26 protein-coding genes are annotated in these 24998 nt (G+C 68.0%); 4 read left to right on the plus strand and 22 right to left on the minus strand.

Annotated features, from left to right (window positions below; translation table 11 throughout):
- Positions 1–3: 3 nt before the first annotated feature.
- The 3 genes from VQ065_RS24840 to VQ065_RS24850 all read right to left on the minus strand — a co-directional run bounded on the left by VQ065_RS24840 (position 4) and on the right by VQ065_RS24850 (position 1330).
- The gene (locus VQ065_RS24840; RefSeq protein ID WP_003093898.1) at positions 4–363 is read right to left on the minus strand and encodes a PilZ domain-containing protein; all 360 of its coding nucleotides are present in this window, start codon (positions 361–363) and stop codon (positions 4–6) included.
- Positions 364–423: 60 nt separating this feature from the next.
- The gene (locus VQ065_RS24845; RefSeq protein ID WP_003093901.1) at positions 424–846 is read right to left on the minus strand and encodes a DUF4124 domain-containing protein; all 423 of its coding nucleotides are present in this window, start codon (positions 844–846) and stop codon (positions 424–426) included.
- Positions 847–946: 100 nt separating this feature from the next.
- Entirely contained in the window at positions 947–1330 is a 384-nt protein-coding gene (locus tag VQ065_RS24850; RefSeq protein WP_003141224.1) for a tetratricopeptide repeat protein, read from the minus strand.
- A gap of 93 nt (positions 1331–1423) precedes the next feature.
- Here VQ065_RS24850 and VQ065_RS24855 point away from each other — a divergent pair, with 93 nt between their 5' ends.
- The 3 genes from VQ065_RS24855 (at position 1424) to pyk (ending at position 4763) form a co-directional block, all read left to right on the plus strand.
- Entirely contained in the window at positions 1424–2230 is an 807-nt protein-coding gene (locus tag VQ065_RS24855) for a tetratricopeptide repeat protein (RefSeq protein WP_003093924.1), read from the plus strand.
- An 84-nt stretch (positions 2231–2314) separates the two neighbouring features.
- On the plus strand, positions 2315–3229 hold the full coding sequence (locus VQ065_RS24860) for a universal stress protein (RefSeq protein ID WP_003093926.1): 915 nt from the start codon (positions 2315–2317) through the stop codon (positions 3227–3229).
- A gap of 82 nt (positions 3230–3311) precedes the next feature.
- A complete protein-coding gene (gene pyk / locus VQ065_RS24865; RefSeq protein WP_003093930.1) occupies positions 3312–4763 on the plus strand; it encodes a pyruvate kinase in 1452 nt (483 codons plus the stop codon).
- A 78-nt stretch (positions 4764–4841) separates the two neighbouring features.
- On the opposite strand, the gene VQ065_RS24870 is transcribed toward pyk, so the two are convergent.
- The 3 genes from VQ065_RS24870 to VQ065_RS24880 all read right to left on the minus strand — a co-directional run bounded on the left by VQ065_RS24870 (position 4842) and on the right by VQ065_RS24880 (position 7727).
- Positions 4842–5615, minus strand: coding sequence for an enoyl-CoA hydratase (locus VQ065_RS24870; protein ID WP_003093932.1), 774 nt, complete (start codon positions 5613–5615; stop codon positions 4842–4844).
- Between the two features lie 65 nt (positions 5616–5680).
- The gene (locus tag VQ065_RS24875; RefSeq protein WP_003093934.1) at positions 5681–6607 is read right to left on the minus strand and encodes an iron-sulfur-binding ferredoxin reductase; all 927 of its coding nucleotides are present in this window, start codon (positions 6605–6607) and stop codon (positions 5681–5683) included.
- Positions 6600–7727 (minus strand): GGDEF domain-containing protein, encoded by a 1128-nt coding sequence (locus VQ065_RS24880; protein WP_003093937.1) that lies wholly within the window; start codon positions 7725–7727, stop codon positions 6600–6602. The genes VQ065_RS24875 and VQ065_RS24880 overlap by 8 nt, the downstream gene beginning before the upstream one ends.
- A 277-nt stretch (positions 7728–8004) precedes the next feature.
- Here VQ065_RS24880 and VQ065_RS24885 point away from each other — a divergent pair, with 277 nt between their 5' ends.
- Positions 8005–9528 carry a fumarate hydratase gene (locus tag VQ065_RS24885; protein WP_003093938.1) on the plus strand — a complete coding sequence of 508 codons (1524 nt, stop codon included), beginning with the start codon at positions 8005–8007 and terminating at the stop codon, positions 9526–9528.
- Positions 9529–9624: 96 nt separating this feature from the next.
- On the opposite strand, the gene VQ065_RS24890 is transcribed toward VQ065_RS24885, so the two are convergent.
- The 16 genes from VQ065_RS24890 to VQ065_RS24965 form a co-directional block, all read right to left on the minus strand.
- Complete coding sequence (locus VQ065_RS24890) at positions 9625–10932, minus strand: Nramp family divalent metal transporter (RefSeq protein ID WP_073651059.1); 1308 nt, start codon at positions 10930–10932, stop codon at positions 9625–9627.
- Between the two features lie 83 nt (positions 10933–11015).
- Positions 11016–11324: a ribbon-helix-helix domain-containing protein gene (locus VQ065_RS24895; RefSeq protein WP_003093942.1), complete on the minus strand. Its 309-nt coding sequence runs from the start codon at positions 11322–11324 to the stop codon at positions 11016–11018.
- A gap of 20 nt (positions 11325–11344) precedes the next feature.
- Positions 11345–11929, minus strand: coding sequence for a DJ-1/PfpI family protein (locus VQ065_RS24900; RefSeq protein ID WP_019485779.1), 585 nt, complete (start codon positions 11927–11929; stop codon positions 11345–11347).
- A 103-nt stretch (positions 11930–12032) separates the two neighbouring features.
- On the minus strand, positions 12033–12644 hold the full coding sequence (locus VQ065_RS24905) for a DUF2846 domain-containing protein (protein ID WP_003093944.1): 612 nt from the start codon (positions 12642–12644) through the stop codon (positions 12033–12035).
- A gap of 93 nt (positions 12645–12737) precedes the next feature.
- Positions 12738–14018 (minus strand): acyltransferase family protein, encoded by a 1281-nt coding sequence (locus VQ065_RS24910; RefSeq protein WP_003093946.1) that lies wholly within the window; start codon positions 14016–14018, stop codon positions 12738–12740.
- A gap of 99 nt (positions 14019–14117) precedes the next feature.
- Positions 14118–15197: a phospholipase D-like domain-containing protein gene (locus VQ065_RS24915; protein WP_003120863.1), complete on the minus strand. Its 1080-nt coding sequence runs from the start codon at positions 15195–15197 to the stop codon at positions 14118–14120.
- Between the two features lie 74 nt (positions 15198–15271).
- Positions 15272–15844 (minus strand): YceI family protein, encoded by a 573-nt coding sequence (locus VQ065_RS24920; protein WP_003093949.1) that lies wholly within the window; start codon positions 15842–15844, stop codon positions 15272–15274.
- Between the two features lie 64 nt (positions 15845–15908).
- Entirely contained in the window at positions 15909–16679 is a 771-nt protein-coding gene (locus tag VQ065_RS24925) for an IclR family transcriptional regulator (RefSeq protein ID WP_003093951.1), read from the minus strand.
- A 99-nt stretch (positions 16680–16778) separates the two neighbouring features.
- Complete coding sequence (locus VQ065_RS24930) at positions 16779–18263, minus strand: amidase (protein ID WP_003093953.1); 1485 nt, start codon at positions 18261–18263, stop codon at positions 16779–16781.
- A complete protein-coding gene (locus VQ065_RS24935; RefSeq protein WP_003093955.1) occupies positions 18264–19583 on the minus strand; it encodes a citrate-proton symporter in 1320 nt (439 codons plus the stop codon).
- A gap of 36 nt (positions 19584–19619) precedes the next feature.
- On the minus strand, positions 19620–20840 hold the full coding sequence (locus VQ065_RS24940; protein ID WP_003093956.1) for a M20 aminoacylase family protein: 1221 nt from the start codon (positions 20838–20840) through the stop codon (positions 19620–19622).
- 164 nt (positions 20841–21004) lie between these two features.
- The gene (locus VQ065_RS24945) at positions 21005–21595 is read right to left on the minus strand and encodes a YceI family protein (RefSeq protein ID WP_003093959.1); all 591 of its coding nucleotides are present in this window, start codon (positions 21593–21595) and stop codon (positions 21005–21007) included.
- A gap of 60 nt (positions 21596–21655) precedes the next feature.
- Complete coding sequence (locus VQ065_RS24950; RefSeq protein ID WP_003093963.1) at positions 21656–21991, minus strand: hypothetical protein; 336 nt, start codon at positions 21989–21991, stop codon at positions 21656–21658.
- Entirely contained in the window at positions 21988–23103 is a 1116-nt protein-coding gene (locus tag VQ065_RS24955; RefSeq protein WP_003093965.1) for a serine hydrolase domain-containing protein, read from the minus strand. Before VQ065_RS24955 ends, VQ065_RS24950 begins: the two co-directional genes overlap by 4 nt.
- 67 nt (positions 23104–23170) lie before the next feature.
- Positions 23171–23956: an MBL fold metallo-hydrolase gene (locus VQ065_RS24960; protein WP_003093967.1), complete on the minus strand. Its 786-nt coding sequence runs from the start codon at positions 23954–23956 to the stop codon at positions 23171–23173.
- An 84-nt stretch (positions 23957–24040) separates the two neighbouring features.
- On the minus strand, positions 24041–24937 hold the full coding sequence (locus tag VQ065_RS24965; RefSeq protein ID WP_003093969.1) for an acyl-CoA dehydrogenase family protein: 897 nt from the start codon (positions 24935–24937) through the stop codon (positions 24041–24043).
- Positions 24938–24998 lie beyond the last annotated feature (61 nt).

Here is a 24998-nt window from a genome sequence, read left to right on the forward strand (position 1 = left end):
GGATCAGACCGACTGCGGCTGGCGGGGGAAGCTGAAGTAGCGGCGCAGCGCCTCCACCAGTTCGAGGAATTCGGCGGGCGGCGCCAGCAGGTGGAAGCCGGAATCGAAATGACCGGGCGTGACGTCCTCGCAGGTCCACCGGCAGTCGGCGGAAAAATCGATGCATTGCGGGCGACCGCCCAGTCCCGGAACCTTCAGGCGCAGTTCGAAACGCGCGCCGACCAGCATCGGCAGTTGGCTGATCAGCAGCAGGCCGTCCTCGGAGACGTTGCCGATGTAGCCCATCGGCTTGTCGGTGATGCGATTGAACACCTTCAGGTAGCTGGGCAACTGATGGCGCTGGATATGTCGTTGAAGACCCATAATGGCATTTCGCTATGATTTGCAGTCCAGTATGACGATGCCGGCGCTCGGGGAACAAGCTCAGCGGCAGCGTTCGGACTCCCGCGAGGCCAGTTCGCGACGAATGGCGTCCAGCTCGGCATCGCTCAGGTAAACCGGCCCGCCGCCGGCGTCCTGCCGATAGAAGCGGCCGCCGCGTTCGAGCTGGGACAACTGTTGCCGCAAGCGCCCGCATTCCTCGGCCAGCGCAGCCTGGCGCTGGCCGGCACGTTCGGCGGCGGCGGTGCGTTCCTCGCGACGAGCATCGAAATACTCCTGGGTGCGCTGCTCGCGCTGGCGGGTCGCGGCGTCACGTTCCACCACCTGCGGCCTGACTTCGACGCGTTGCGCGCCGGCCGGTGGCGTGGCGGAGAAGTGTACCTTGCCCTGGGCATCGGTCCAGCGATAGATGTCCGCCTGTGCCAGCACGGGCATCAGGGCGACACAGAACCACAGGGCACGCATGCGAACCTCCTCCGTGAAATCCAGGACGAAGCTTACCGGATCGACCGGGGTCCCATGCGACCGACGGTCAGCCTGAACGCCCGTCCAGTCTCCCGGCCGCCTACAGGCGGGTCGGCACGGCGCTGGCCGAGGCCGGCGTCTCGTTCAGCCGGCCCAGTTGGCGCAAGGTCTCCAGCCTCGCCTTGGCACGGTAGGCATATTCGCTGGTGGGGTAACGGGCGATGATGAAGTGGTAGGTCTGCGCCGCGTCGACGAACAGGCTCTGGCGTTCCAGGCACTGGCCGCGCAGCAGCGAGATTTCCGGCTGCAGGTAGGGCCGCGCGCGAATCCGCCGTTCGGCCCGCGACAGGTCGAGCATCACCTGTGCGCAATCGCCTTTGTCGTAGGCGCGGTAGGCCCCGTTCAGGTCGCTGTTCAGCGACCAGCTGTTACAACCGGTGGCACTCAGCGCCAGGCAGGCAACGATCAAGCTTCGCATAGGCATATCCTCCGTTGGGAACTGTATCGGCGCGTATTGGCGTGACTGAAGGGCCTGACTAGACTGGGGTGGCTCTCGCCCTGGCGCCAAGGAGATGCCATGCGCTTCGCCCGCCGTCTCGTCCTGCTCCCATTGTTGTCGCTGCTGGCCGCCTGTTCGCCGACCACGCCGCTGTTCGTCGCCCAGGTGACCACTGGCGAAGTCGCCGAATACAAGCAGATGAAGAGCAACCGCATGACCGCCGCCATCGAGGAGGAAGGCGACCTGCTGACCTACAGCGCCATGGCGATCCGCGACAACAGAAGCGCCGAGGCGGAGAAGCTCTACCTCACCGGCTACGACAATAGCCGCTACAGCGCCGAGGTGCGCGGTATCTCGCTGTACCAGATCGGCCTGATCTACATGAGCCGCTACAACGACCAGCGCGACGACGCCAAGGCCACCGACTACTTCCAGCGCGTGGTCCGCGAGTTCCCCGGCACCCACGCCGCCGAGCATGCCCAGGCGCGCCTGCTGGCGATGCGCCAGCGAGCCAGGGAGCCGGTGCAGAAGAGCGCCCGCGAATTGCTCGCCACCTGGAAGCCACAGCAGAACCTCGACCTCTACAAGACCAGCCTCGACCCGGACATGACCCTGCTGTCGCGCCGCGCGGTGCTCAAGGATCGCGTCGACGAGGCCGCCGAACTCTACCTGCTGGCGGTCAACGATCCGGCGATTCCTGCCGGTATAAAGGAAAAGGCCCTCTACCAGCTCGGCCTGATGTACCTGGCGCCGGACAACCCGCACCCAAACCGCGACAAGGCCATCGAATACCTGCGCCGCCAGTTGCTCGACTATCCTGAAGGCGAATTGTCGAACAAGGCCAGCCGGCACCTCGACCAGGCGCTCAACGTGCAACCGCGCTGATCCCCGCCGGACTGACCCAGATCAAGCGCCCGTCGCGGCGCCTGGTCTGCAATGGCATTCCCGCCCAGTGTCAGGAGCGTTGCCATGAACCTGCATAACCTGCTGGTGGTCGTCGATCCGAGCAGCGACGAACAGCCGGCCCTTACCCGTGCCCAGTGGATCGCCGAACGCAGCGGCGCCAGCGTCGAGTTGCTGCTGTGCGACTTCAACCCGGCGCTGGACGGCGGGCTGTTCTTCGACAGTCACTCGCTGCAGCGTGCCCGCGACCTTTACCTGGACGAACGGGTCACCTGGCTGGAGCAGCTTTCCATGCCGCTGCAGCAGGCCGGCATCCGCACTCAGGTCGAGGCCCAGTGGGGCAAGCCGCTGGACCGTATGGTCCTGCAACGGGTCGGCGAAACCCGGCCCGACCTGGTCCTCAAGAGCACCCGCAAGCACAACCTGCTGCGCCGCCTGCTACTGGGCAACAGCGACTGGCAATTGATCCGCCATTGCCCGCAGCCGCTCTGGCTGGTCCATCACGACGCCTGGCGCGGCCAGCGCCTGTGCGCGGCGCTCGACCCACTGCATGCCAGCGACAAGCCGGCCGCCCTCGATCACCGGCTGATCGCCGCCGCCCGCCAGCTCGAAGCCAGCCTGGGGCTGCGCGCCGACTACCTGCATACCCACGCGGCGATGCCGCGCAGCCTGCTGTTCGACGCGGAAATGCTCGCCGGCTACGAGCGTTTCGTGCTGCAACATGAGGAACGTCACCGCCAGGCCTTCGACGACCTGCTGGCGGCCTACCCGGAGATCGCCGCGGAGCGCCGCCACCTGCTGGCCGGCTATGCCGAGCAGGCGATCCCCGACTTCGTCCGGGCCAACGACATCGACCTGTTGCTGATGGGCGCGGTCGCCCGGGGGCACCTGGACAACGCGCTGATCGGGCAGACCGCCGAACGCGTCCTGGAGGAGGTGGAATGCGACCTGCTGGTGCTCAAACCGACAAATGACATCTGATGCAGATAGTATGACTCCGCAGTCGCCGCCGAGCCTCGCCGGTGGTAGCCTGCACGCCAGCGTTATCCAAGGAGTCCTTTGCATGTCCGTTCGCCGCACCAAAATCGTCGCCACCCTCGGCCCAGCCAGCAATTCCCCGGAAGTGCTGGAGCAACTGATCCTGGCCGGGATCGACGTCGCCCGCCTCAACTTCTCCCACGGCACCCCCGATGAACACCGCGCCCGCGCCAGGCTGGTGCGCGAACTGGCGGCCAAGCACGGCCGCTTCGTCGCCCTGCTCGGCGACCTGCAAGGACCGAAGATCCGCATCGCCAAGTTCGCCAACAAGCGCATCGAATTGCAGGTCGGCGACAAGTTCCGCTTCTCCACCAGCCACGCCCGCGACGCCGGTACCCAGGAAGTGGTCGGCATCGACTACCCGGACCTGGTGAAGGACTGCGGGGTCGGCGATGAACTGCTGCTGGACGACGGCCGGGTGGTGATGGTGGTCGAGGAAGTCGCCGCCGACGAACTGCGCTGCCGGGTGCTGATCGGCGGCCCGCTGTCCGACCACAAGGGCATCAACCGCCGCGGCGGCGGTCTCACCGCGCCGGCGCTGACCGACAAGGACAAGGCCGACATCAAGCTGGCCGCGGACATGGACCTGGACTACGTGGCCGTTTCCTTCCCGCGCGATGCCAAGGACATGGAGTACGCCCGCCGCCTGCTCACCGAGGCCGGTGGCAAGGCCTGGCTGGTGGCCAAGATCGAGCGCGCCGAGGCGGTCGCCGACGACGACGCCCTCGACGGCCTGATTCGTGCCAGCGACGCGGTGATGGTGGCCCGTGGCGACCTCGGCGTGGAAATCGGCGATGCCGAGCTGGTCGGCATCCAGAAGAAGATCATCCTGCACGCTCGCCGCAACAATAAAGTGGTGATCACCGCGACCCAGATGATGGAGTCGATGATCCACAGCCCGATGCCGACCCGCGCGGAAGTCTCCGACGTGGCCAACGCCGTGCTCGACTACACCGACGCGGTGATGCTCTCGGCGGAAAGCGCCGCCGGCGAGTACCCGGTGGAAGCGGTGAAAGCCATGGCCCGCGTCTGCCAGGGCGCCGAGAAGCACCCGACCAGCCAGAAATCCAGCCACCGCCTCGGCCAGACTTTCGACCGCTGCGACGAGAGCATCGCCCTGGCGTCGATGTACACGGCCAACCACTTCCCGGGGATCAAGGCGATCATCTGCCTGACCGAAAGCGGCTTCACCCCGCTGATCATGTCGCGCATCCGCTCGTCGGTACCGATCTACGCCTACTCCCCGCACCGCGAGACCCAGGCTCGCGTGGCGATGTTCCGCGGCGTGGAAACCATCCCCTTCGACCCGGCGGCGCTGCCGGCGGAGAAGGTCAGCCAGGCCGCGGTCGACGAGTTGCTCAAGCGCGGCGTGGTGACCAAGGGCGACTGGGTGATCCTGACCAAGGGCGACAGCTACACCGCCCAGGGCGGCACCAACACCATGAAGGTGCTGCACGTCGGCGACCTGCTGGTATAAGCGCACGTCGCGGCGGATAACGCCCGTGGCGTTATCCGCCCTACGGATCGTCGCTCCGCTGGCCCAACAGCGGTGTGCTCAGGCGAACCTGGAGAAATCCGGCTGGCGCCGGTGCATGAAGGCGCTGAGCGCCTCGATCGCCTCGGGCGAGCGCAGTCGGGTACTGAAGATATCGCCTTCCTCGGCGATCACCCGGCGAAGCTCCTCGATAAACGGCGCTTTCATCAGGCGCTTGCTCTCCACTACCGCCGAGGGCGCCAGGTGCAGGAAGCGCCGGGCCGCATCGCGGGCGTGCTCCAGCACCGTGGCGCCATCCTCCAGCGCCGCATTGGCCAGGCCCCAGGCCGCCGCCTGCTCGCCGCTGAAGTCCTGGCCGAGCATCAGCAATTCCGCAGCCTTGGCATGACCGAGCATGCGCGGCAGGATCAGGCTCGAGCCGAACTCCGGTGTCAGGCCGAGGTTGACGAACGGCATCTTCAATCGCGCGTTGCGACCAACGAAGACCAGATCGCAATGCAGCAGCAGGGTGGTGCCGATACCCACCGCCGGTCCGTTCACCGCGGCGATCACCGGCTTGGGGAATTCCAGCAGGGCGCTCATGAAGCGGCCGACCGGGCTGTCGCGCAGGGATGGCGGTTGCTCGAGGAAGTCGAGGATGTCGTTGCCGCTGGTGAAGCAGGCGTCGCCGCCAGTGATCAGCACCACCCGCACAGCCGTATCGGCCTGCGCCTCCAGCAGCGCCTCGGCCATCCGGCTGTACATCGCGCGGGTCAGCGCGTTCTTCTTGTCCTGGCGGTCCAGGCGCAGGGTCAGCAGCCCCGTTTCGCGTTCGACCCGAATCAGCTCGCTCATCGTCACTCCAGGGATGCGGCGCAAGGCCGCGGCAATGGCTGCAAGGCACCGCCACCGGCGCCGCGTCAGGCGTGGGGCAGGAACAGGTCCGCCAGGGTCTGGCTACGCGGTACGCCGGCCAGGTAGAGATGCCGGGCGAAGCGTTCGACGCTGGCGGGTTGGCCGCAGAGTAAGGCCATGCTGCGCCGCGGAACAAGGCGGAGATCGGCCAAGGCAGAGGGCAACTGCGCCGCCGACACCAGGTTGACGCGCAGTTGCGGATGACGCCCGGCCAACTCCGCCAACTCGCTCGCCAGGTAGTGGTCGCGCGCCAGGTGCAGCAGTTGGATCGGCGCCTGGTGTTCCGCGCGCAAGGCTTCGCGAAGTATCCCCCAGAGCGGCGCCAGCCCGGTGCCGGCGGCCATCAGCAACAGCGGTCGCTCCTGCCAGTCCGGCTCGTAGCGCAACGCCCCGCCGCGCAACTCGCCCAGACGCAGGAGCGCGCCAGGCGCCAGGCGCCGGGCGCGGTCGCAGAACGCGCCGGGAGCGCTACAGTCGATGTGGAACTCCAGCCATGGGTCCTCGTGAGGCAGGCTGGCCAGCGAATAGGGACGCGCCACGCCATCGTCGCTCCACAGCAGCAGGTGCTGCCCGGCGCGATAGCGCAAGGGCCGCTCCGGCTCCAGGCGCAGGCGCAGCACATCGCCCAGCCAGTGGCAGGCGACGACCCTGGCCGGCAGCCCGTCGCGCTCAGGATCGAAAGGCTGCAACACGAGGTCGCCGAGCACCCGGCACTGACAGGCCAGCCGCCAGCCCGCTTCGCGCCGTACCGGATCGAGCGCCTCCGGGAGGGTGTCTTCCACCTCGCCCTGCAGGCAATGCACCAGGCAGGCGTGGCAACTGCCGGCGCGGCAGCTATGGGGCACGGCGATGCCGCCGGCGAGCAGCGCATCCAGCAGGTTGCTGCCGGCGGCGACGGCAAGACGTCGCTCGCCGACCCGTATGTCAGGCACTGGTGACCTCCCAGGTGGCGTCGCAGCGGTTTCGTCCGCCACGCTTGGCACGGTAGAGCGCCTGGTCGGCCCGCTGCAAGGCCTCGTCGAGATCGTCGTCGGCATACAGCAGGGTCATGCCCACCGAAAGGCTCAGGGTATCCACCGTGACCCCGACCGGTTCCGCCTGTTCGAACGCCAGGCGCAGGCGTTCGCAACAGCTTTCCAGCTGTTCCGCGTCGGCGTGGGGCAGCAGCAGGACGAACTCCTCGCCGCCGTAACGGGCCAGGACGTCGCCATCGCGTAGACAGGAACGCGCCACCGCGGCGAAGGTCTGCAGGACCCGATCGCCGGCGGCGTGGCCGTGGCGGTCGTTGATCCGCTTGAAGTGATCGAGGTCGATCAGCGCCAGGCCGTGCTGCCGGTTCGGCAGCAGGTCTTCCAGCGCCCGACTGGCCAGGCGCATGAAATGCCGGCGGTTGAACAGCCCGGTGAGTTCGTCGGTGGCCACCAGGTCTTCCAGTTGGCGCATCATGCCGCGCAGCGTGTCCTGGTGCGCCTGCAAGGCATAGCGGCGCTGGCGCATGCGTTGCCGCATCGCCTGTATGTAGCTGGCGAACAGGCTCAGCCAGACCATTACGATGAACATCACGAGCACCTGCAATGCAGCCCGGCCCGGCAGCTCGAGACGCTGCTGCAAGGCCTCTACCAGGTAGATGCCGGAAAAAGCGATGAACGCCAGCGCCGCACAGCGGGCGAAGACCCGCGGCGGCAGTTGGAACACGCCGAACAGCAGGGCCAGCACGTAGAACACCATGAAGGTGCCGCGCAGGCTGTCGACGTGATAGAGGAAATAGGTCAGCCAGGCGATCGCCACCAGCACCTGCGGCTCGGTCAGGCTGGGATCGGCGTAACGCAGGTTGCGACCGCTGGCGAACAGCCAGAGGAAGGCCAGTTGGCAAGCCACCACCAGGGTGGTGCTGGCTGCCGCGGTGGTCGGCGCTGCGCGGTAGAAGCCGCTGAGTAGCGCCAGCCAGAGCAGGACCAGGCCGAGCAGGTAGGTGCCTGCGGCCATGCCGAACCGGCGGAGCAAGAGCTTTTGCAGCGCACGCTGTTTCAGAGGAGGCTTGTCTGTGCGCATGGGCTCCGTCCCGTAATGGCACCTGGCCGCAATGTACCCTGCCCCCTGCGGGTTGCCTAGTCGAACGAACTGCCAGCTAGCGGACCGCGGATTTATCGGCCGACCAGCCGGCTGGCCGACCAAGGTCTGATCGTCGGCGCGTGCGCCCGTCTCGCCGGAACGGCTATACTGTCGCGCCTTTTTTGCGCCGGTGCCTGACCGGCGCGCTCCTCGGCTGCGGCCGGCTCCGTGACCCTGCCCCGCATCCGAATTACCCGCCTGAAGAGGACCGTGCTCCATGGCCGTGATCAAGCAAGACGACCTGATCCAGAGCGTCGCCGATGCCCTGCAGTTCATCTCCTACTACCACCCGGTCGATTTCATCCAGGCCATGCATGAGGCCTACCTGCGCGAAGAATCGCCGGCTGCCCGCGACTCCATGGCGCAGATCCTGATCAACTCGCGCATGTGCGCCACCGGCCACCGCCCGATCTGCCAGGACACCGGGATCGTCACGGTGTTCGTCCGGGTCGGCATGGACGTGCGCTGGGACGGCGCTACCATGAGCGTCGACGATATGATCAACGAAGGCGTGCGCCGCGCCTACAACCTGCCGGAGAACGTCCTGCGCGCCTCGATCCTGGCCGACCCGGCCGGCGCGCGGAAGAACACCAAGGACAACACGCCGGCGGTGATCCACTACTCCATCGTTCCCGGCGACAAGGTCGAAGTCGATGTCGCGGCCAAGGGCGGCGGCTCGGAGAACAAGTCGAAGATGGCCATGCTCAACCCGTCCGACTCGATCGTCGACTGGGTGCTGAAAACCGTACCGACCATGGGCGCCGGCTGGTGCCCGCCGGGCATGCTCGGCATCGGCATCGGCGGCACCGCGGAGAAAGCAGCGGTGATGGCGAAGGAAGTCCTCATGGACCCGATCGACATCCACGAACTGAAGGCCCGCGGCCCGCAGAACCGCATCGAGGAACTGCGCCTGGAGCTGTTCGAGAAGGTCAACCAGCTGGGCATCGGTGCCCAGGGCCTGGGCGGCCTGACCACCGTGCTCGACGTCAAGATCATGGACTACCCGACCCACGCCGCCTCGCTGCCGGTGTGCATGATCCCCAACTGCGCCGCGACCCGCCACGCCCACTTCGTGCTCGACGGCTCCGGCCCCGCCGAACTGGAAGCGCCGTCGCTCGACGCCTACCCGGAGATCGTCTGGGAAGCCGGCCCGTCCGCGCGCCGCGTCGACCTGGACAAGATCACCCCGGAAGAGGTGCAAAGCTGGAAACCGGGCGAGACCCTGCTGCTCAACGGCAAGATGCTCACCGGCCGCGACGCCGCGCACAAGCGCATGGTCGACATGCTGAACAAGGGCGAAACGCTGCCGGTGGACCTGAAAGGCCGCTTCATCTATTACGTCGGCCCGGTCGATCCGGTCGGCGACGAGGTGGTCGGCCCGGCCGGTCCCACCACCGCCACCCGGATGGACAAGTTCACCCGCCAGATCCTCGAACAGACCGGCCTGCTGGGCATGATCGGCAAGTCCGAGCGCGGTCCCATCGCCATCGAGGCGATCAAGGACAACAAGGCGGTATACCTGATGGCCGTCGGCGGCGCCGCCTACCTGGTCGCCCAGGCGATCAAGAAGTCCAAGGTGCTGGCCTTCGCCGAACTGGGCATGGAAGCGATCTACGAGTTCGAGGTGAAGGACATGCCGGTCACCGTCGCGGTCGATACCAACGGCGAGTCGGTGCACATCACCGGCCCGGCGGTCTGGCAGAAGAAGATCGCCGAAAGCCTGGCGGTCGAGGTCAAGTAAGCCTGCTCCGTCCCTGAAAAAGCCCGGCCCCGCGCCGGGCTTTTTCGTACGGCCACTGGCCGGAGCCTGGACTGGCAGCGCCGCAGGCGCCTTGGTTCAGCCGAACCAGAAATACAGCAAGGTCAGGTTCGCCGCCGAGATCAGGCCGAACAACGACCAGGCCAGCGCGCTGACCCAGCGCGGGTTGACGAACTCCCCCATCAGGTTCCGGTCGCTGCTGAAGCGAATCAGCGGCCACAGGGCGAACGGCAATTGCAGGCTGAGCACCACCTGGCTGAGCACCAGCAGCTTGCCTACCGCGCCTTCGCCCAGCCAGAGCACGCCGATCAAGGCCGGCACCAGGGCCAGGCCGCGGGTGATCAGGCGCCGCTGCCAGCAGGGAATCTTCGCCCGGAGGAAACCCTCCATCACCACCTGCCCGGCAATGGTGCCGGTGAAGGTCGAGCTTTGCCCCGCCGCCAGCAGGGCGAAGCCGAACAGGAAGCTGGCCAGGGCGCCGCCCACCAGCGGGTCGAGCAGGTGGTAGGCGTCTTGGATCTCCACCACCTCGGTGTGGCCGCTGCCGTGGAAAGCCGCGGCGGCGAGGATCAGGATCGCCGCATTGACCAGCAGCGCCAGGGACAGCGAGCCGATGGTGTCGAGCCGGGAAAAGCGGATCGCCGAGCGTTTGCTCGCCGCGTCGTCGCCGCTGACCCGGGTCTGCACCACGGACGAATGCAGGTAGAGGTTGTGCGGCATCACCGTCGCGCCGAGGATGCCGATCGCCAGGTACAGCGGCTCCTGGCTGCTCAGGGTGTCCCAGGATGGCCGCAGGCCGGCGGCGACATCCGGCCAGTAGGGGCCAATCAGCACCAGTTCGACGAAGAAACACGCGCCGATGGTCGCGATCAGCCCCAGCACTATGGCCTCCAGGCGGCGGAAGTTGGCGCCCTGCAGGGCCAGCACGATCAGGGTATCGAAGGCGGTGAGGACCACCCCGGTGGTAATCGAGACTCCCAGCAGCAGGTGGAAGGCCAGCGCCGCGCCGAGCACCTCGGCAAGGTCGGTGGCGACGATCGACAGCTCCGCCAGCAGCCATTGGCCACGCGCCACGCCAGGGCGGTAGCGCTCCCGGGAGAGTTGCGCGAGGTCGCGGCCGGTGGCGATCCCCAGGCGCGAACAGAGGCTTTGCAGGAGCATCCCGGAAAAGCTCGCCAGCACCACCACGAACAGCAGCGCGTAGCCGAAGCGCGAGCCCGCCTCGATGGCGGTGGCCCAGTTGCCGGGGTCCATGTAGCCGACCGAGACCAGCAGGCCGGGGCCGACGAACAGCGCCAGCTTGCGCAGCGGCGAGGCGTCGGCCGGCACCGCCACGCTGTGGCTGACCGCCGAGGGACAGAACGGCGCGGTGGCCGTGGTGGGCAGGGAGTATTTCACGAGGCGACGCCGGATCGGGGAGGAAGTGCGACCAGCCTAAACGTTTCACCCCGGTCGCGTCTTCCCTCCCCTCAGGCCTGGGCGCGCTGGCCGACCAGGCTCAGCTCGGCGACCTTCTCGCGCCGCTGCGCCAGGTAGCGGGTGCAACTGACACGCAGGAAGGAGGCGAAGTTGAGCACCTCGCCGCGATAGTCCATCACTTCCTCGTAGAGCTTGGTGATCAACTGGTTGGTGCTCAAGCCCTCGCCTTCGGCGATTTCCCGGAGGATGTCCCAGAACTGGTTCTCCAGGCGCAGGGTGGTCACCACCCCGCGGATGCGCAAGGAACGCGAGCGCGATTCATAGAGGATCGGGTCGGCTTTCACATAGAGTTCGCACATGCGCGGGGGTCTCCTGGGTCTCAGTGGCTGATGCGGGTGCCGAGCACCTCAAGGAAGCGCGCCAGCCACGCCGGATGCGCCGGCCAGGCCGGCGCAGTGACCAGGTGGCCGTCGACGTGGGCCTGGTCCGACGGAATGTCGACGTACTCGCCGCCGGCCAGCCGCACCTCCGGGGCGCAGGCCGGATAGGCGCTGCACGCCCGCCCTTGCAGGACGCCGGCGGCGGCCAGCAGCTGGGCGCCATGGCAGACCGCGGCGATCGGCTTGCGCGCGGCGTCGAAGGCACGCACCAGAGCCAGCACCTGCTCGTTCAGGCGCAGGTATTCGGGGGCGCGGCCGCCGGGGATCAGGAGGGCATCGTAATCCTCGGCGCGGGCCTGGGCAAAGTCGGCATTGAGGGTGAAGTTGTGGCCCGGCTTCTCACTGTAGGTCTGGTCGCCTTCGAAATCGTGGATGGCGGTGCGCACGCTTTGCCCGGCCCGCTTGTCCGGACACACCGCATGCACCTGGTGGCCCACCATCTGCAGGGCCTGGAACGGGACCATGGTTTCGTAGTCTTCGGCATAGTCGCCGACCAGCATCAGGATCTTCTTCGCAGCCATCACGCGCACTCCTTCGGGCAGGGCCCGGTCATACCGGGGATGCACCTAAGGTAGCCAATCCGCAGGGGGACGCGGGTAATAGACGGTTACTACACGCGTGCCGGGTTCAGATGCCGATCTTGTCCAGGGCCCGCCCAACGCCTTCCCAGAACGAGCGCTGCACGCGTTTCCGGTAGCCGCTGGCGGCGAACTGCATGGGTTCCTGGACCTGGTGGGTAGCGCCGATTTCCGCAGCGCCGAGATCGGCCGCCACCAATTGCAGCGGGCCATCGCCCTCACCCGCCGGGTGCTCGCTCTTCGGTGGCGGGTTGAGTTCGTCGTAGCGCAGGTAGTAGACCGAGCCGGCCCTGGCCTCGAGCATGAAGCTGGCGATGCGGGTGAAATCCATCGGACCGTCGGCGAACAGGGTCCAGAAGCTGCCCGCCAGCGGCCGGCGCATTTCCAGCTTGTAGCTGCCGGTCTCGAACTCGAACGCCAGGTAGCCGTTGCTCGGCAGGCTGCCGATCAATTCGTTGTTGAGGAAGATCCCCGGCGCCTCGAGTTCCTCGTCCGCCCACTGGCTCCGCGGACGGTAGAGGTAGACTGTGGCGTGGCTGGCATCGGCGCTCGGATGGGCGACGAAGGCCGGTCCGTCCACCGAACCGAAGAACGCGCCGGGCGTGCTGCAGCCGACCAGGCTCGCGACGATCGACAGGGCCAGCGACAGGCTGCGCAGCATGCTCCATCCCTCTTCTTATGGTTATCCGCGCAGCATAACCAGCTGGGTCGGGCCTGCCACCCGTCGAAAGTCCGGTTCTCCGGGAGAACGGCCTCAGGCCGGGCGCGGCACCTTGGCCAGCGCCGGCGTCGGCATCAGCCGGCGCACCAGCCACTTGCGCACCGGCACCACGCCGCGCTCCTGGAACAGTACGCAGAACGCCACCAGCAGGACCAGGAACAGCGGGTAGTAGAGCAGCGACGATGGCAACGCGGCCGCCGCCTCGGTGCAGGCGCGCCAGTCGTCGAGACAACGCCCCGGCACGGCGATAAGGCGCTCGCTACGGGAGAACAGGGTGAACATCGGCACATGCAGGGCGAACAGCGACAGCGAGGCGGCCCCCAGGCGCGGCGACCAGTGGCGGACGAAAGCGCTCTTCGGGTCGGCGGGCAGCGCGCAAAGGCACACCAGCAGCAACTGGGCCGGCAGCAGCAGGCCGTTGTGCAGCAGGAAGTACCAATGCTTGGCGCCCTGGGTGAACAGGTAGTCGGCCACCAGGAAGGCCGCCACCACCAGCGCCACCAGCGCGGCCAGCAGGCCGCGTCCCGGCACCATGCCGCGGTCGCGGTAGCCGCGGAACAACCCGTAGGCCAGGATGCCGCCAAGGAATTCCGGCAGGCGCAGCAACGGATTGCGATGCAGCAGGCCGGTCCAGGGGATCCCGTAGCTCTCGCTGGCCACCACCAGCACCGGCGGGATCAGGTAGACCAGCCAGACCAGCGCCAGCACCTTCCACTTGTACCGGCTGCGCATCAGCCGCGGGGCGACGAAGGGAAACGCCAGGTAGAAGAACATCAGCGTCGACAGCGACCACAACGGCGCGTTGAAGGTCAGGTAATAGGGATTCCAGGCCTGCAGCAGGAGGATCTGCAGGATGCTGTTGACGAACAGTTCGGTGTTGCTCATCCAGTGCAGGAAGAGTTCCGGGTGGGTGCGGCCGAGCACTTCGTTGGTGTCGTAGATGACGAAGCGCGGGGTGGCCTTGTCCAGCTCGGGACCGATTCCCAGGTGGCTGAGGGCCAGCAACACCAGGATCGACAGCAGCAGGGAGAACAGGTGCAGCGGATAGAGATTGGACAGTCGCTTGGTCCAGAAGCTGCGGGCGCTTTCGCGCAACCGGCCGCTGCGCGCGTAGACATGGGCCAGGAGGAAGCCGGAGAGCACGAAGAAGGTGCTGGTGGCGAAGAACCCCAGGCTGGTGAGTTCATCGAGACCGGGAAACTTCTGCTCTTTCGGATAGGTATGCAGGGTGTGGTACACCACCACGTACAGGCCGAGCAGGAAGCGCAACCATTCCAGTCCGATGAAACGTTCCTTGGAGTCGGGCGTTGCCACGCATCTCTCCTTTGTCATTGTAATGGGCGGTCCGGGGTAGACCCGCAAGCTCCCCGGCAAGTTTCACCGGGCCGGCCAGCGACTACGAAAGGCCGCTGCCTAGCGCCGGCGGTCGAGGAAATTCACCACCACCCGGTCCAGCCAACCCCACAGGCGCTGGTGCAGGCGCATCCACAGGGGTCGCGCGCGCCACATCGCCAGGGTCACCTCGCGGCTGTCGGCGAAGTCCGCCAGCAGGCTCGCCGCCGCCTCATTGGTGAAGTCCGGGTCGAGGGCCTCGAGATTGGCGTCGAGGTTGAAGCGTAGATTCCAATGATCGAAGTTGCAGGAGCCGACGCTCACCCAATCGTCGACCATGACCATCTTCAGGTGCAGGAAGCGCGGCTGGTATTCGTGGATGCGCACGCCGGCGCGCAGCAGGCGCGGGTAGTAGCGCTGCCCGGCATAGCGCACCGGGGCGTGGTCGGTGAGCCGCCCGGCCAGCAGCAGGCGCACCTCCACGCCGCGCTGGGCGGCCTTGCGCAGGGCCCGGCGAACCTTCCAGGTCGGCAGGAAGTACGGCGTCGCCAGCCAGATCCGTCGGCGCGAGCCGTTCAGCGCGCGGACCAGCGATTGCAGGATGTCGCGGTGCTGGCGGGCGTCGGCGTAGGCCACCCGGCCCAACCCACGGGCCGCCCCCGGCTGCGGCGGAAGGCGGGTAAGGGTCATGCCCTCGCGGGGCTTCCAGGCTTTCTCTTCGAGACAGGCCAGCCATTGCCGCTCGAACAGCGCCGCCCAGTCCGCCACCACCGGGCCGTCCATCTCGACCATCACCTCGCGCCAGGCGCTGACGTCGCTGACCGGTTCCCAGAATTCGTCGGTGATCCCGGCGCCGCCGACATAACCGAGGCGCCCGTCCACCAGCAGCAGCTTGCGATGGTCGCGGTAGAGATTGCCGCCAGTCAGCTTCCAGCGCAGCGGGTTGTACAGCCGCAGTTCGCCGCCGGCCTCGCGCAGGCGCTGGATCCAGGCGCTGCCCAGGCCTAGGCAGCCGAAGCCGTCGAACAGGCAGCGCACGGCGACGCCCCGGCGGCGGGCATCCAGCAGGGCGACGAGAAACAGTTCGGCGCAATGCCCGTCTTCCACCAGGTACAGCTCCAGCTCGATGCTCCGCTGCGCCGCCTCGATGGCCAGCAGCATGCGCGGGAAGAACCGCACGCCGTCATTGAGCAGGGCGAAGCGGTTGTCGCTGCGCCAGGGAAAGACCGGGCCGCTCACCGCGAAGTGAAGATCAGCACGGCGCCGACCGGCACCGAAAGCCCGATACTGCCGGCGCCGGCCAGCTTGCGCAGGGTCTCGATGCCGGGGGCGAGGTCGAAGTCGGCGGCGTCCAGCACCAGCGGCGACAGGGTCACCACCTGGAAGCGATGCTCGTCCAGGCGGGTCACCAACAGGTCGCTGGCGTAGCTCTTGCGCTTGCCGTGCAGGCTAACGGTCACCGGCTGGCGCATTTCCAGTTGCACGCCGTCGGCCAGCTCGACGATCGGCGCCAGGTCGAGCTGGGCGGTGATCTCCGCCTCGGCGAAGCGCTTGGTCTCGAACAGATGCTCGCGGATGCGTTCGTCGCGCAGCGGGATGTCGGTGCTCACCGAGTCCAGCTCGACGCGCAGGCGCGCCTGACCCTTGTCGTCGACCTTGCCGTGCATGACCAGGAAGCGGCCGACTTCCGAAAGGGTAGCGTTCTTGGTGGAGATGAAACTGAGTCGCGACGACTCGTAATCCAGGTACCAGGCGGCCTGGACCGGCAAAGCCAGGAGGGCCAGGCCGAGGCAGATCAACTTGTGCATGCGGGCTCCCTTTGCGTCCGGCGCCACCTTAAACCGGCCGCCTGGGAGCAGGCAAACTCCCGCGTCAGTCGAGCGCGTGCTGCAACTGACTGACGGTATCGGCCAGGGTTCCCAGGTGCCGGCGGCGCACCCGTTCGACGCAATCCTGATCGCGCGGCCAGTGCAGCGCCACGCTGCCGAGCAGGCGACCCTGGGCGCGTACCGGCAAGGCCACCGCGCGGATCAGGAACGGCAGGCGCACCGGATACTCCCAGTGTCCCTCGGTACGCTCGCCGTAGCCCTGGCCGTGGGCCTGCTCGCGGGTGCGCAACCAGAGGTCCTCGTCTACCTGGTGCTGGCGCGCCAGGCGGCGCACCTCGCTGTCTGCCAGTTCGCCCAGGCAGGCCTTGCCCATGGCCGAATGGAACAGGCTGGCGTGCTGGCCGACCACCAGCCGGTTGGCCGGGTAGCGCTTGCGCAGGACGCCGGGCACCGAGCTTTCCGCCACCAGCAGGCGGTCGCCGTCGAGAATCGACAAATCGGCGACCAGCCCGGTGCGCTCGCTCAACTCCACCAGCAGCGGCGCGGAACGCTCCACCACCTGGCAGCGGAAGCGCTCGGCGGCGTCACCGTAGAGGCGGGTGGAACGCAGCCGGTAGCGCCGGTCGGTCAAGCCGCGGTACAGCCAGCCCTGCTCCAGCAGGGTATGCAGCAGCCGCGACACCGTGGCCTTGGGCAGTTCGGTCAGGTAATGCAGCTCCTCGAGCCCCAGCGCCTGGTGCTGGCCCAGCAGATCGAGGATCGCCAGCGCCCGCTCCACCGAACGCACGGTTCCCGCCTCTTCTCTTTCCGGCATGACGACACCTCCACCGTCGACAGACCGTTATGGCAAAGCAAGATGCAGGCCCAGGTCATGTAGGAAGAATCTGCGAATACGGCAGCATTGCTCCGCGGCCTAGTCGATTCCCCCTGGAGCCTCGAGCATCGCCGGCGGACGGCGGCTGACCCAACGGGTCAGGCCCTCGTGGGCATGGGCCAGTTGCAGCACCGCCAGGTCGGCCTGCGCCGGGCCGATGATCTGCAATCCCATCGGCAGGCCCGCCGCGCCGAAGCCGATCGGTACGCTGATCGCCGGCAAACCGGCCAGGGTCGGGCCGATCACCACCTCCATCCAGCGGTGATAGGTGTCCATCGGCCGCCCGGCGACCTGCCGCGGCCACGCCGTTTCTGCATCGAAAGGAAACACCTGGGCGCTGGGCAGCAAGAGGAAATCGTAACGTTCGAACAGACGCGCCAGCGCCCGATACCAGTCGCTGCGATCCAGCGAGGCGCGATAGACCTCGGCGGCGCCGAGGCCGAGCCCGGACTCCACTTCCCACTGCGCCTCCGGCTTGAGTCGGACGCGCCGTGCGGGATCGGCGTAAAGCTCGCCAAGCGAGCCCTGCACCAGCCACTGGCGATGGACCAGCCAGGTGCGCCACAGGCGCTCCAGGGGATAGTCCGGCAGGCACGCCTCGACGTCGCAGCCCAGCTCGGCGAAATCGCCCAGCGCGGCTTCGCAAAGCTCCAGCACGCCCTCCTCCATCGGCAGGTAGCCGGCGTAGTCGCCGAGCCAGCCGAGCCGGGCTCCGCGGAAGTCGCGCCCGAGGTCGTCGGCGAACCTGCGCGGATCGTCGCGCAACGACAGCGGACAGCGCGGATCGTAGCCGGCCTGGGTGGCCAGCAGCCGGGCCAGGTCGGCCACGCTGCGCCCCATCGGGCCTTCGGTGGCCAGTTGCTGAACGAACAGTTCCGCTTGCGGGCCGTGCGGCACCCGTCCCTGGGACGGGCGGAAGCCGTAGACGTTGTTGTAGGCGGCGGGGTTGCGCAGCGAACCCATCATGTCGCTGCCGTCGGCCACCGGCAGCATGCGCAGCGCCAGCGCCACCGCCGCCCCACCGCTGCTGCCGCCGGCGATCCGCGCCGGATCGTAGGCATTGCGGGTGGTGCCGAACAGCGGGTTGTAGGTCTGCGAGCCGAGCCCGAACTCCGGTACGTTGGTCTTGCCGATGACGATCGCACCGCTGCTCTTCACCCGCTCGACGACGATTGCGTCGTGCTCCGGCACCTGCCCGGCGAACAGCGGCGAACCCAGGGTGGTAGGAATGCCGGAGGTGGCGGCGAGGTCCTTGATCGCCTGCGGCATGCCGTGCATCCAGCCCAGCCATTCGCCGCGCGCCAGTTGCCGGTCGCGCTCGTCGGCCTGGGCGAGCAGGCGGCTTTCCGCCTGCAGCGAGACGATGGCGTTGACCCGCGGGTTGAACCGTTCGATCTGCGCCAGGTAGGCCTGCATGACCTCGCGGCAGGACAGTTCGCGTCGGCGGATCGCCGCGGACAGCGGCAGCGCGTCAAGCGCGACGATTTCCTCGTGGCCGTCGCTTCGATGGCGGGTGGCGCTCATTCACAGACTCCTTGCCGGCTTGCCCAGGGCCGGTTCACGGGGGCGCGGGGCGGGCGTCGCGCCCTCCCGCAGATAGAGGGTGGCGAGCAGCCCGAGGAAGGCCGCGCCGAGCACGTAGAACGCCGGCGCCACTGGCGAGCCGCCGACCTCGGTGAGCCAGGTGACGATGAACGGGGCGAAACCGCCGAACAGCATCACCGCCAGGTTATACGCCACCGCCAGGCCGGTGGAACGCACCCGCACCGGAAACTGCTCGGCCACCGCGGTCGGCGCCGGGCCGAAGAAGCCGCCGATCGCCGTGCACAGCAACAGTTGCATCAGCAGCAGGCGCCCCAGGCTCGGCGCCGCGGCGACCCAAGCGAACAGCGGATAGACCATGAGCATGAAGGCCAGGGTCGCGACCAACAGCACCGGGCGCCGCCCGAGCCGGTCGGAGAGTCCCCCAGCCAACGGGATTACCAGGGTCATCAGCGCCACCGCCGCCATCTGCACCATGAACACCTCGTCCAGCGGCAGGCCCAACTGCTTGTGGGCGAAGGTCGGCATATTCACCAGCACCACGTAGAAGGACACCGTGCCGATCACCGTCAGGCCCATGCTCACCAGCACGCTGCGCCGGTATTCGCGCAGCACGCCGAGCAGCCCCTGGCGCTCGCCGGGCTCCCGGATGGCTTCGAGGAAGGCCTCGGTCTCGCCCATGTAGCGGCGGATCCACAATCCCACCGGACCGATCAGCAGACCGAACAGGAACGGCACCCGCCAGCCCCAGCTCTCCAGGGACTCGGCGTCCAGGCAATGGGTGACCAGCGCGCCCATCCCCGCACCGGCGAACACCGCCAGGCACTGGCCGAACAATTGCCAGGAACCGTAGAGACCGCGCCGGTGCGGCGGCGCGCTTTCCACCAGGAAAGCCGTGGCGCTGGCGTACTCGCCGCCGGTGGCGAAACCCTGCAGCATTCGCGCGATCACGATCAGCAATGGTGCGCCGACGCCGATCGCCGCGTAGGTCGGGGCGAAGGCGATCATCGCGATGGACAGCGTCATCAGCAGGATGATCAGTTGCATCGCCGCCTTGCGTCCCCTGCGGTCGGCATACAGGCCGAGCAGGACCCCACCGACCGGACGCATGAAGAAACCGACACCGAAGGTGGCCAGGGCCATCAGCAGCGAGGTGTACTCGTCGCCGGAGGGGAAGAACAGCCTGGCGATCAGGCTGGAAAGGAAGCCGTAGACGATGAAGTCGTACCACTCCAGGGCGTTGCCGATCACGGCAGCCGCCACCTGGCGGGTACGCGAGGTACCGCTCGGGCAAGCGTGCATGGGAATCTCCTGGTAACCGGGGGATGCCGGCGCGGCTCAAGCCGCGCCGTTATTGGCGGCAGTCAGTCGAAGGCCGGACGCCGCGGGGGCGGCCAGCCAGGTCTCGGCGAGCGCGCCCCAATAGGCCGCGCCCCGGACCAGGATGTCGTCGTTGAAGTCATAGGCCGGGTTGTGCACCATCGGCCGTCCTCTGCCGTTGCCGATGAACAGGTAGCTGCCGGGGCAGCGCTGTAGCATCCAGGCGAAGTCCTCGCTGCCCATCAGCTTCGGCGTGGCGCCGTCGACCTGCTCCGCGCCGGCCAGCTCGACCCCGACCTGGCGGGCGAACTCGGTTTCCTCGACGCTGTTGACCAGCACCGGATAGGCCGGGTAGTGCTCGATGCTGGCCTGGCACCCATAGCTGGCGGCCTGCAACTCGATGATCTGGCGAACCCGCTGCAGCACCTGCTCGCGCACCTGGCCGTCGAGCGCCCGCAGGCTCAGGCGCAGCACGGCGCGCTGGGGTATGACGTTGGCCGCCTCGCCGGCCTGCAATGCACCGACCGTGACCACCGCGGCCTTCTGCGGATCGACGTTGCGCGCCACCACGCTCTGCAGGGCCATCACCGCGCTCGACGCGGCGAGCAGCGGATCGACGCTCAAGTGCGGCATCGAACCGTGGCCACCGACGCCCTCCAGGGTGACGCTCAGCAGGTCCTGGGAAGCCATCATCGGTCCCGCGCGGAAGCCCAGGTGCCCGGCCTCCAGTCCCGGCATGTTGTGCATGCCGAACAGCGCATCGCAGGGAAAGCGCTCCAGCAGCCCGTCGGCGAGCATCGCCTCGGCGCCGCCCTGGCCTTCCTCGGCGGGCTGGAAAATCAGTACCAGGGTGCCGTCGAAACGCCGCGTCGCCGCCAGGTAGCGTGCCGCGCCGAGCAGCATCGCGGTGTGTCCGTCGTGGCCGCAGGCGTGCATGCGCCCGCCGTGGCAGCTGCTGTAGCCGAGCCCCGTGGCCTCGACGATCGGCAGCGCATCCATGTCCGCCCGCAGGCCGAGCCGCCGCGTACCGTCGCCCTGGCGGAGGACGCCGACCACGCCGGTGCGGCCGATCCCTTCGTGCACTTCGTAGCCCCAGCCGCGCAGGCACTCGGCGACCAGCGCGGCGGTGCGTCGCTCCTCGAAGCCCAGTTCGGGATGGGCGTGGATGTCCTGGCGCAGGCTACGCAGGTCGTCGGCGACCTCCTCGAGCCAGGCCACGATGTGTCGATGTCGAGCCATGCCGTCTCTCCTCTGGCCGGATTGCGCTCCGGTCTTGTTGGCGGGAGGCCCGGACGCAAGGCCGGCCGGGCGTGGTCACAGCTAAGCGCGGCGCGCGGCGAAGGACAACGGAAGGCGGTTCCACTGGGTGGAACCCAAGGCCCGCGCCGCCCTGCGCCGGCGCGTCAGAACTGTTCCGGCGGCACTTCGCGGAAGTTCAGCACGGCGAACACCGGTACCTCGGGAGTGATCGAGGGAATATTGGCCATGTCCTTCAAGGGCTTGAGCTTCTCTTCCAGGTCGAAGTCGAGCAGCTTCAGCAGCACCGGCTCCAGGGTCGCCACCTGGACCAGCCCTTCGCCCTGGCGGGTGACCAGCACGTCGGCCTTCAGGCGGCGCTGCTGGCCGTGCAGGTCGAGGGTGAAGTCGAGCTTCTCGACCCGCGACTGACCGACCCGCAGGTCGTCGAAGCCGGCCATGTCCAGGCGGCTCTCCACGGTGGCCTCGGGGAAGCGCGAGGTTTCGAAGAAGTTGTCCTTCATTCGCTCGTCGCGCAGGGCCAGGCCGCTGTCCAGGGTGCCCAGCGGCACCACGATGCGCGCGACGCCCTGCTTGTCGATCTGGCCGCTGAGACGGTCGAAGCGCTGCACCTCGGCCATCTTCGCGCGTTTCACGGAAACGAAGCTGATCCGCGAGTAATCCGGCTCCAGTTGCCATTCCGCCGCCGACAGCAGCGGGCTGAGGAGCAACAACAGGACACACAATACAACAGGCATTCCACCTCCGGCTTCGGGCCGGCGCCGTCCCTCGCCCCGCGCCCCGACATGCGCCGCCGGTCAGTCCGGCAGCCTGTCCGCCTCGGGCATGAGCCGGCATCCCTCGCGCGGGCCCAGCCAGGCGGCCGTCTGCGTACTGCCGAGGCCGCGGGCGGTCACCCGGCGGCGGGCTTCGTCGTCGAAGAAGCCGCTGATCGGCACGTACTGTTGGGTATAGGCCCGGCAATAGTCCGCGGAGTTCCCCATCACGTAGCGGCAGGAGCAGTACTCCTTGGCCGTGTAGGCGCCGATGATGGCGGGAAAGGCCGCCAGGTGGATGCGGTTCTGCCAGGCCCACGCGAGGGCGGCGAGCAGCCCCAGGACGAACAGGAAGAGCAAGGGATGGCGACGGATCATGGCCGCGCCTCCCCGGCGAACGCCGCCTGCGCCAGGCGCAGGAATTCGTTGTGACGGAAACGCCCGTCGCGGTCGTCGGCGTAGCGCACGATCACCAGCTTCTCCTCGGGCAGCACGTAGAGCGCCTGGCCCCAGTGGCCGAGCGCGGCGAAGGCGGTCTCGGCGACGTCCGGCCAGGGCGCCCGCGCGCCTTTCACCGCACGGTTCAACCACCACTGGCCGCCCGGCACCGCCTCGCCCTCCTCTTCCGCGCTCGGCCGGTAGCGGGCGAAGGGCGTCAGGTTGAACTCGACCCATGCCAGCGGCAGCAGTTGCCGCTCGCGCCAGCGCCCGTGGCGCTGCATCAGCAGGCCGACGCGCGCCAGGTCGCGGGCGCTCATGTAGACGTACGACGAGCCGACGAACGTGCCGGCGGCGTCTCGCTCCCATACCGCCGAACGGATGCCCAGCGGCTCGAACAGCGCGCGCCAGGGGTACTCGGCATAGTCCGCGCCGAGCATGCCGTGGAGGGCCGCCGCCAGCACGTTGCTGTCGCCGCTGGAGTAGCGGAAACGCCGGCCCGGCGGCCGGGCCGGCGGGGTCTCGGCGACGAAGCCGGCCATGTCGTCACGCCCACGGGTGTAGAGCATCGCCACCACGGAGGATTTCAATGGCGCGAACTCGTAGTCCTCCTGCCAGTCCAGCCCGGAAGACCAGTTCAGCAGGTGGCGCAACGTCACCTCGGGATGACGGGCGAACGGCGGGTAGTAGCGCGCCACCGGGTCGTCGAGCTGGAAGCGCCCTTCGCCCTCGGCGACGCCGAGCAGCGTGGCGAGCAGGCTCTTGCTCACCGACCAGGTAAGGTGCGGGGTCTCGGCACGGCTCGGGCCGGCGTAGCGCTCATAGAGCAGGCGACCGTCGCGGATCACCACTACCGCGTCGGTACGGATGCCTTTGCGACGAACATCGTCGCGACGGCCGAAGGCATAGCGCTCGAATGCCTCCAGCGCCGGCCCCGCGGGCTGTTGGGCACGGGGCCAGTCGGTGTCGGGCCAGTCTTCGGCCAGGGCAGGGAGGGCGAATACCAGGGCCAGCGCGGCGAGGGCGCGGCGGGACAACGGCAAAGCGGGCATCGGCGGGCCCTCTCGACGGTCGAGGGGCAACCCTAGCATGGCGTCGATGACGCCAGGAAGCGCGGACTCAGCCGGGCATGCGGTAGTCGTCCGGACCGAGCAGGTCGATGCCGCACTCGAGGTTCTCGATCCAGTAGAGGAAGGCGCTGATCATTTCCTTGCCGACGAAGGGCCGCCCGTGTTGCGGCACGATCATCTCCACATCCATGTCCCGGACCATCCGCGCCCACAGGCGGCAGATCTTGTTCGCCGCCATGTAGCGGCGATGGAATCCGTCCATGTACTGGATATGCGCGGCGAAATCGCTGACCGGCGCGGCGTCGTCCACCAGCGAGGCGCCCATGTCGCCCGAGAAAAGGATCTTGCTCACCGGGTCGTAGAGCTGGAAGTTGCCCACCGAATGCAGGAAATGCGCGGGGATCGCCTTCAACGAGCAGTCGCCGAGAGCGATCGCCTGGCCGCGGTCGGGCAACGGCATGACCCGGTCGTAGGTGTTGATGCCATGGCTGACCGCCAGGTAGTTGGCCGTCAGGTGCGGCAGGAAGCGCGCCCACAGCTTGGAGCAGATCACCCGGGCGCGGGTGTGCAGCAGCCACTTGTCGAGGGCGGCGATGATGTCCGGGTCCTGGTGCGAAGCGAAGATGTAGTCCAGCTCCTGCAGCGGAAAGCGTTTCGACAATTCCAGCGAGAGCGGCGTGTAGGTCAGGTCGCCGCCGGGATCGAGCAGCAGGTACTGGCCGTTGTCGACGATCAGGAACTGGTTGGACTGGACCCCTTCGCCGCTGACGAGGTCATCGAAACACAGGCACTGGTGGCTGCCGTTGTCGAACAGCACGATCGGTTCGCGTCGCATGGTCGGTGAAATCTACTCTGTGCAGGCGCCGAGGAGCATTCCTCGCCGGATGCTGCGCAGGGTAAGCGCCTGCGGCGCGGCGCCTCACTGACCTGGGTCAAGCCCGAGGCGGGTCAAGGCCTTCTCCAGGCGAACTTTGCGGGCCCCGTTGGCAATCGCCAGCAAGCCGCGATCGCGTTGCCACAATGCCTCCCAGGTCGAGGCGTTGGCGGCGAAGGCGGCATCCAGTTGCCCCTCCAGCGCCGAGAACTGTTCGAACAGCCCAGCCAGTACCGCCTGGGTGCCGACGCAGGCGACCGGATGCCGCGCGACCTCGGCGCAGCCGCCGAGGATGCCGGCCAGGCGCAGCAGCAGCGGCGAGGGCCAGCCGCATTCATGGCCGACCCCATAGAGCCAGCCGACCAGCGCCGCCAGCACATGGACATCCTCCAGCAGGCGGAACGGCCTGACGTAGTCGTCCCAACCATCGCCGGGCAGGCGCTCGCAATGGGCACCGTCGAGCAACAGGCGGGAATGCGGCACATCCGGCATCAGCGGCAGCGCCGGCAACGCCTCCAGGCGCGCCCCCGGGGCGCCGGCCAGGACCACCGTCATCGACAGTCGCGGCGGCTGCCCCGGTGCCTCGTCGCGGGCGGCCACCAGCCACCAGGAGGCGCTGTCGCCAGCGGTGACGAAATCCTTTTGTCCATGCAGGACCAGCCCCTCCAGGCGGGTCTGCAGATCCGCCGGGCGCACGCTGCGCTTCTCGGTCACGCACAGCGCGCCGAGACCTTCCGGCGCCGCCGGCCAGAGCGCGCGCAGGGCCGCCTGGTAGCCGGCGAGGAAGGCCAGGCCCGGACTCGCCGCCAATCGTCCGCCGAGCACCGCCCGCTCCAGGGTGCCAAGACCGTCGGCGCGCGCCAGGGCGGCGGCGTGCCAGTCTTCCAGGGAGCCTTCGGTGGGCAGGCGGTCGAGCGGGCCGAGCAAGCGTTGCCAGGACATGGCGGACTCCAGTGTGGAATGTGTCGGAACCGGCATCCTGCCGAGGGTGCCAGCGTTGAAC

It is taken from the genome of Pseudomonas sp. KBN10P06128 (genome assembly GCF_037574945.1).
GTDB classification, from domain to species: domain Bacteria; phylum Pseudomonadota; class Gammaproteobacteria; order Pseudomonadales; family Pseudomonadaceae; genus Pseudomonas; species Pseudomonas aeruginosa.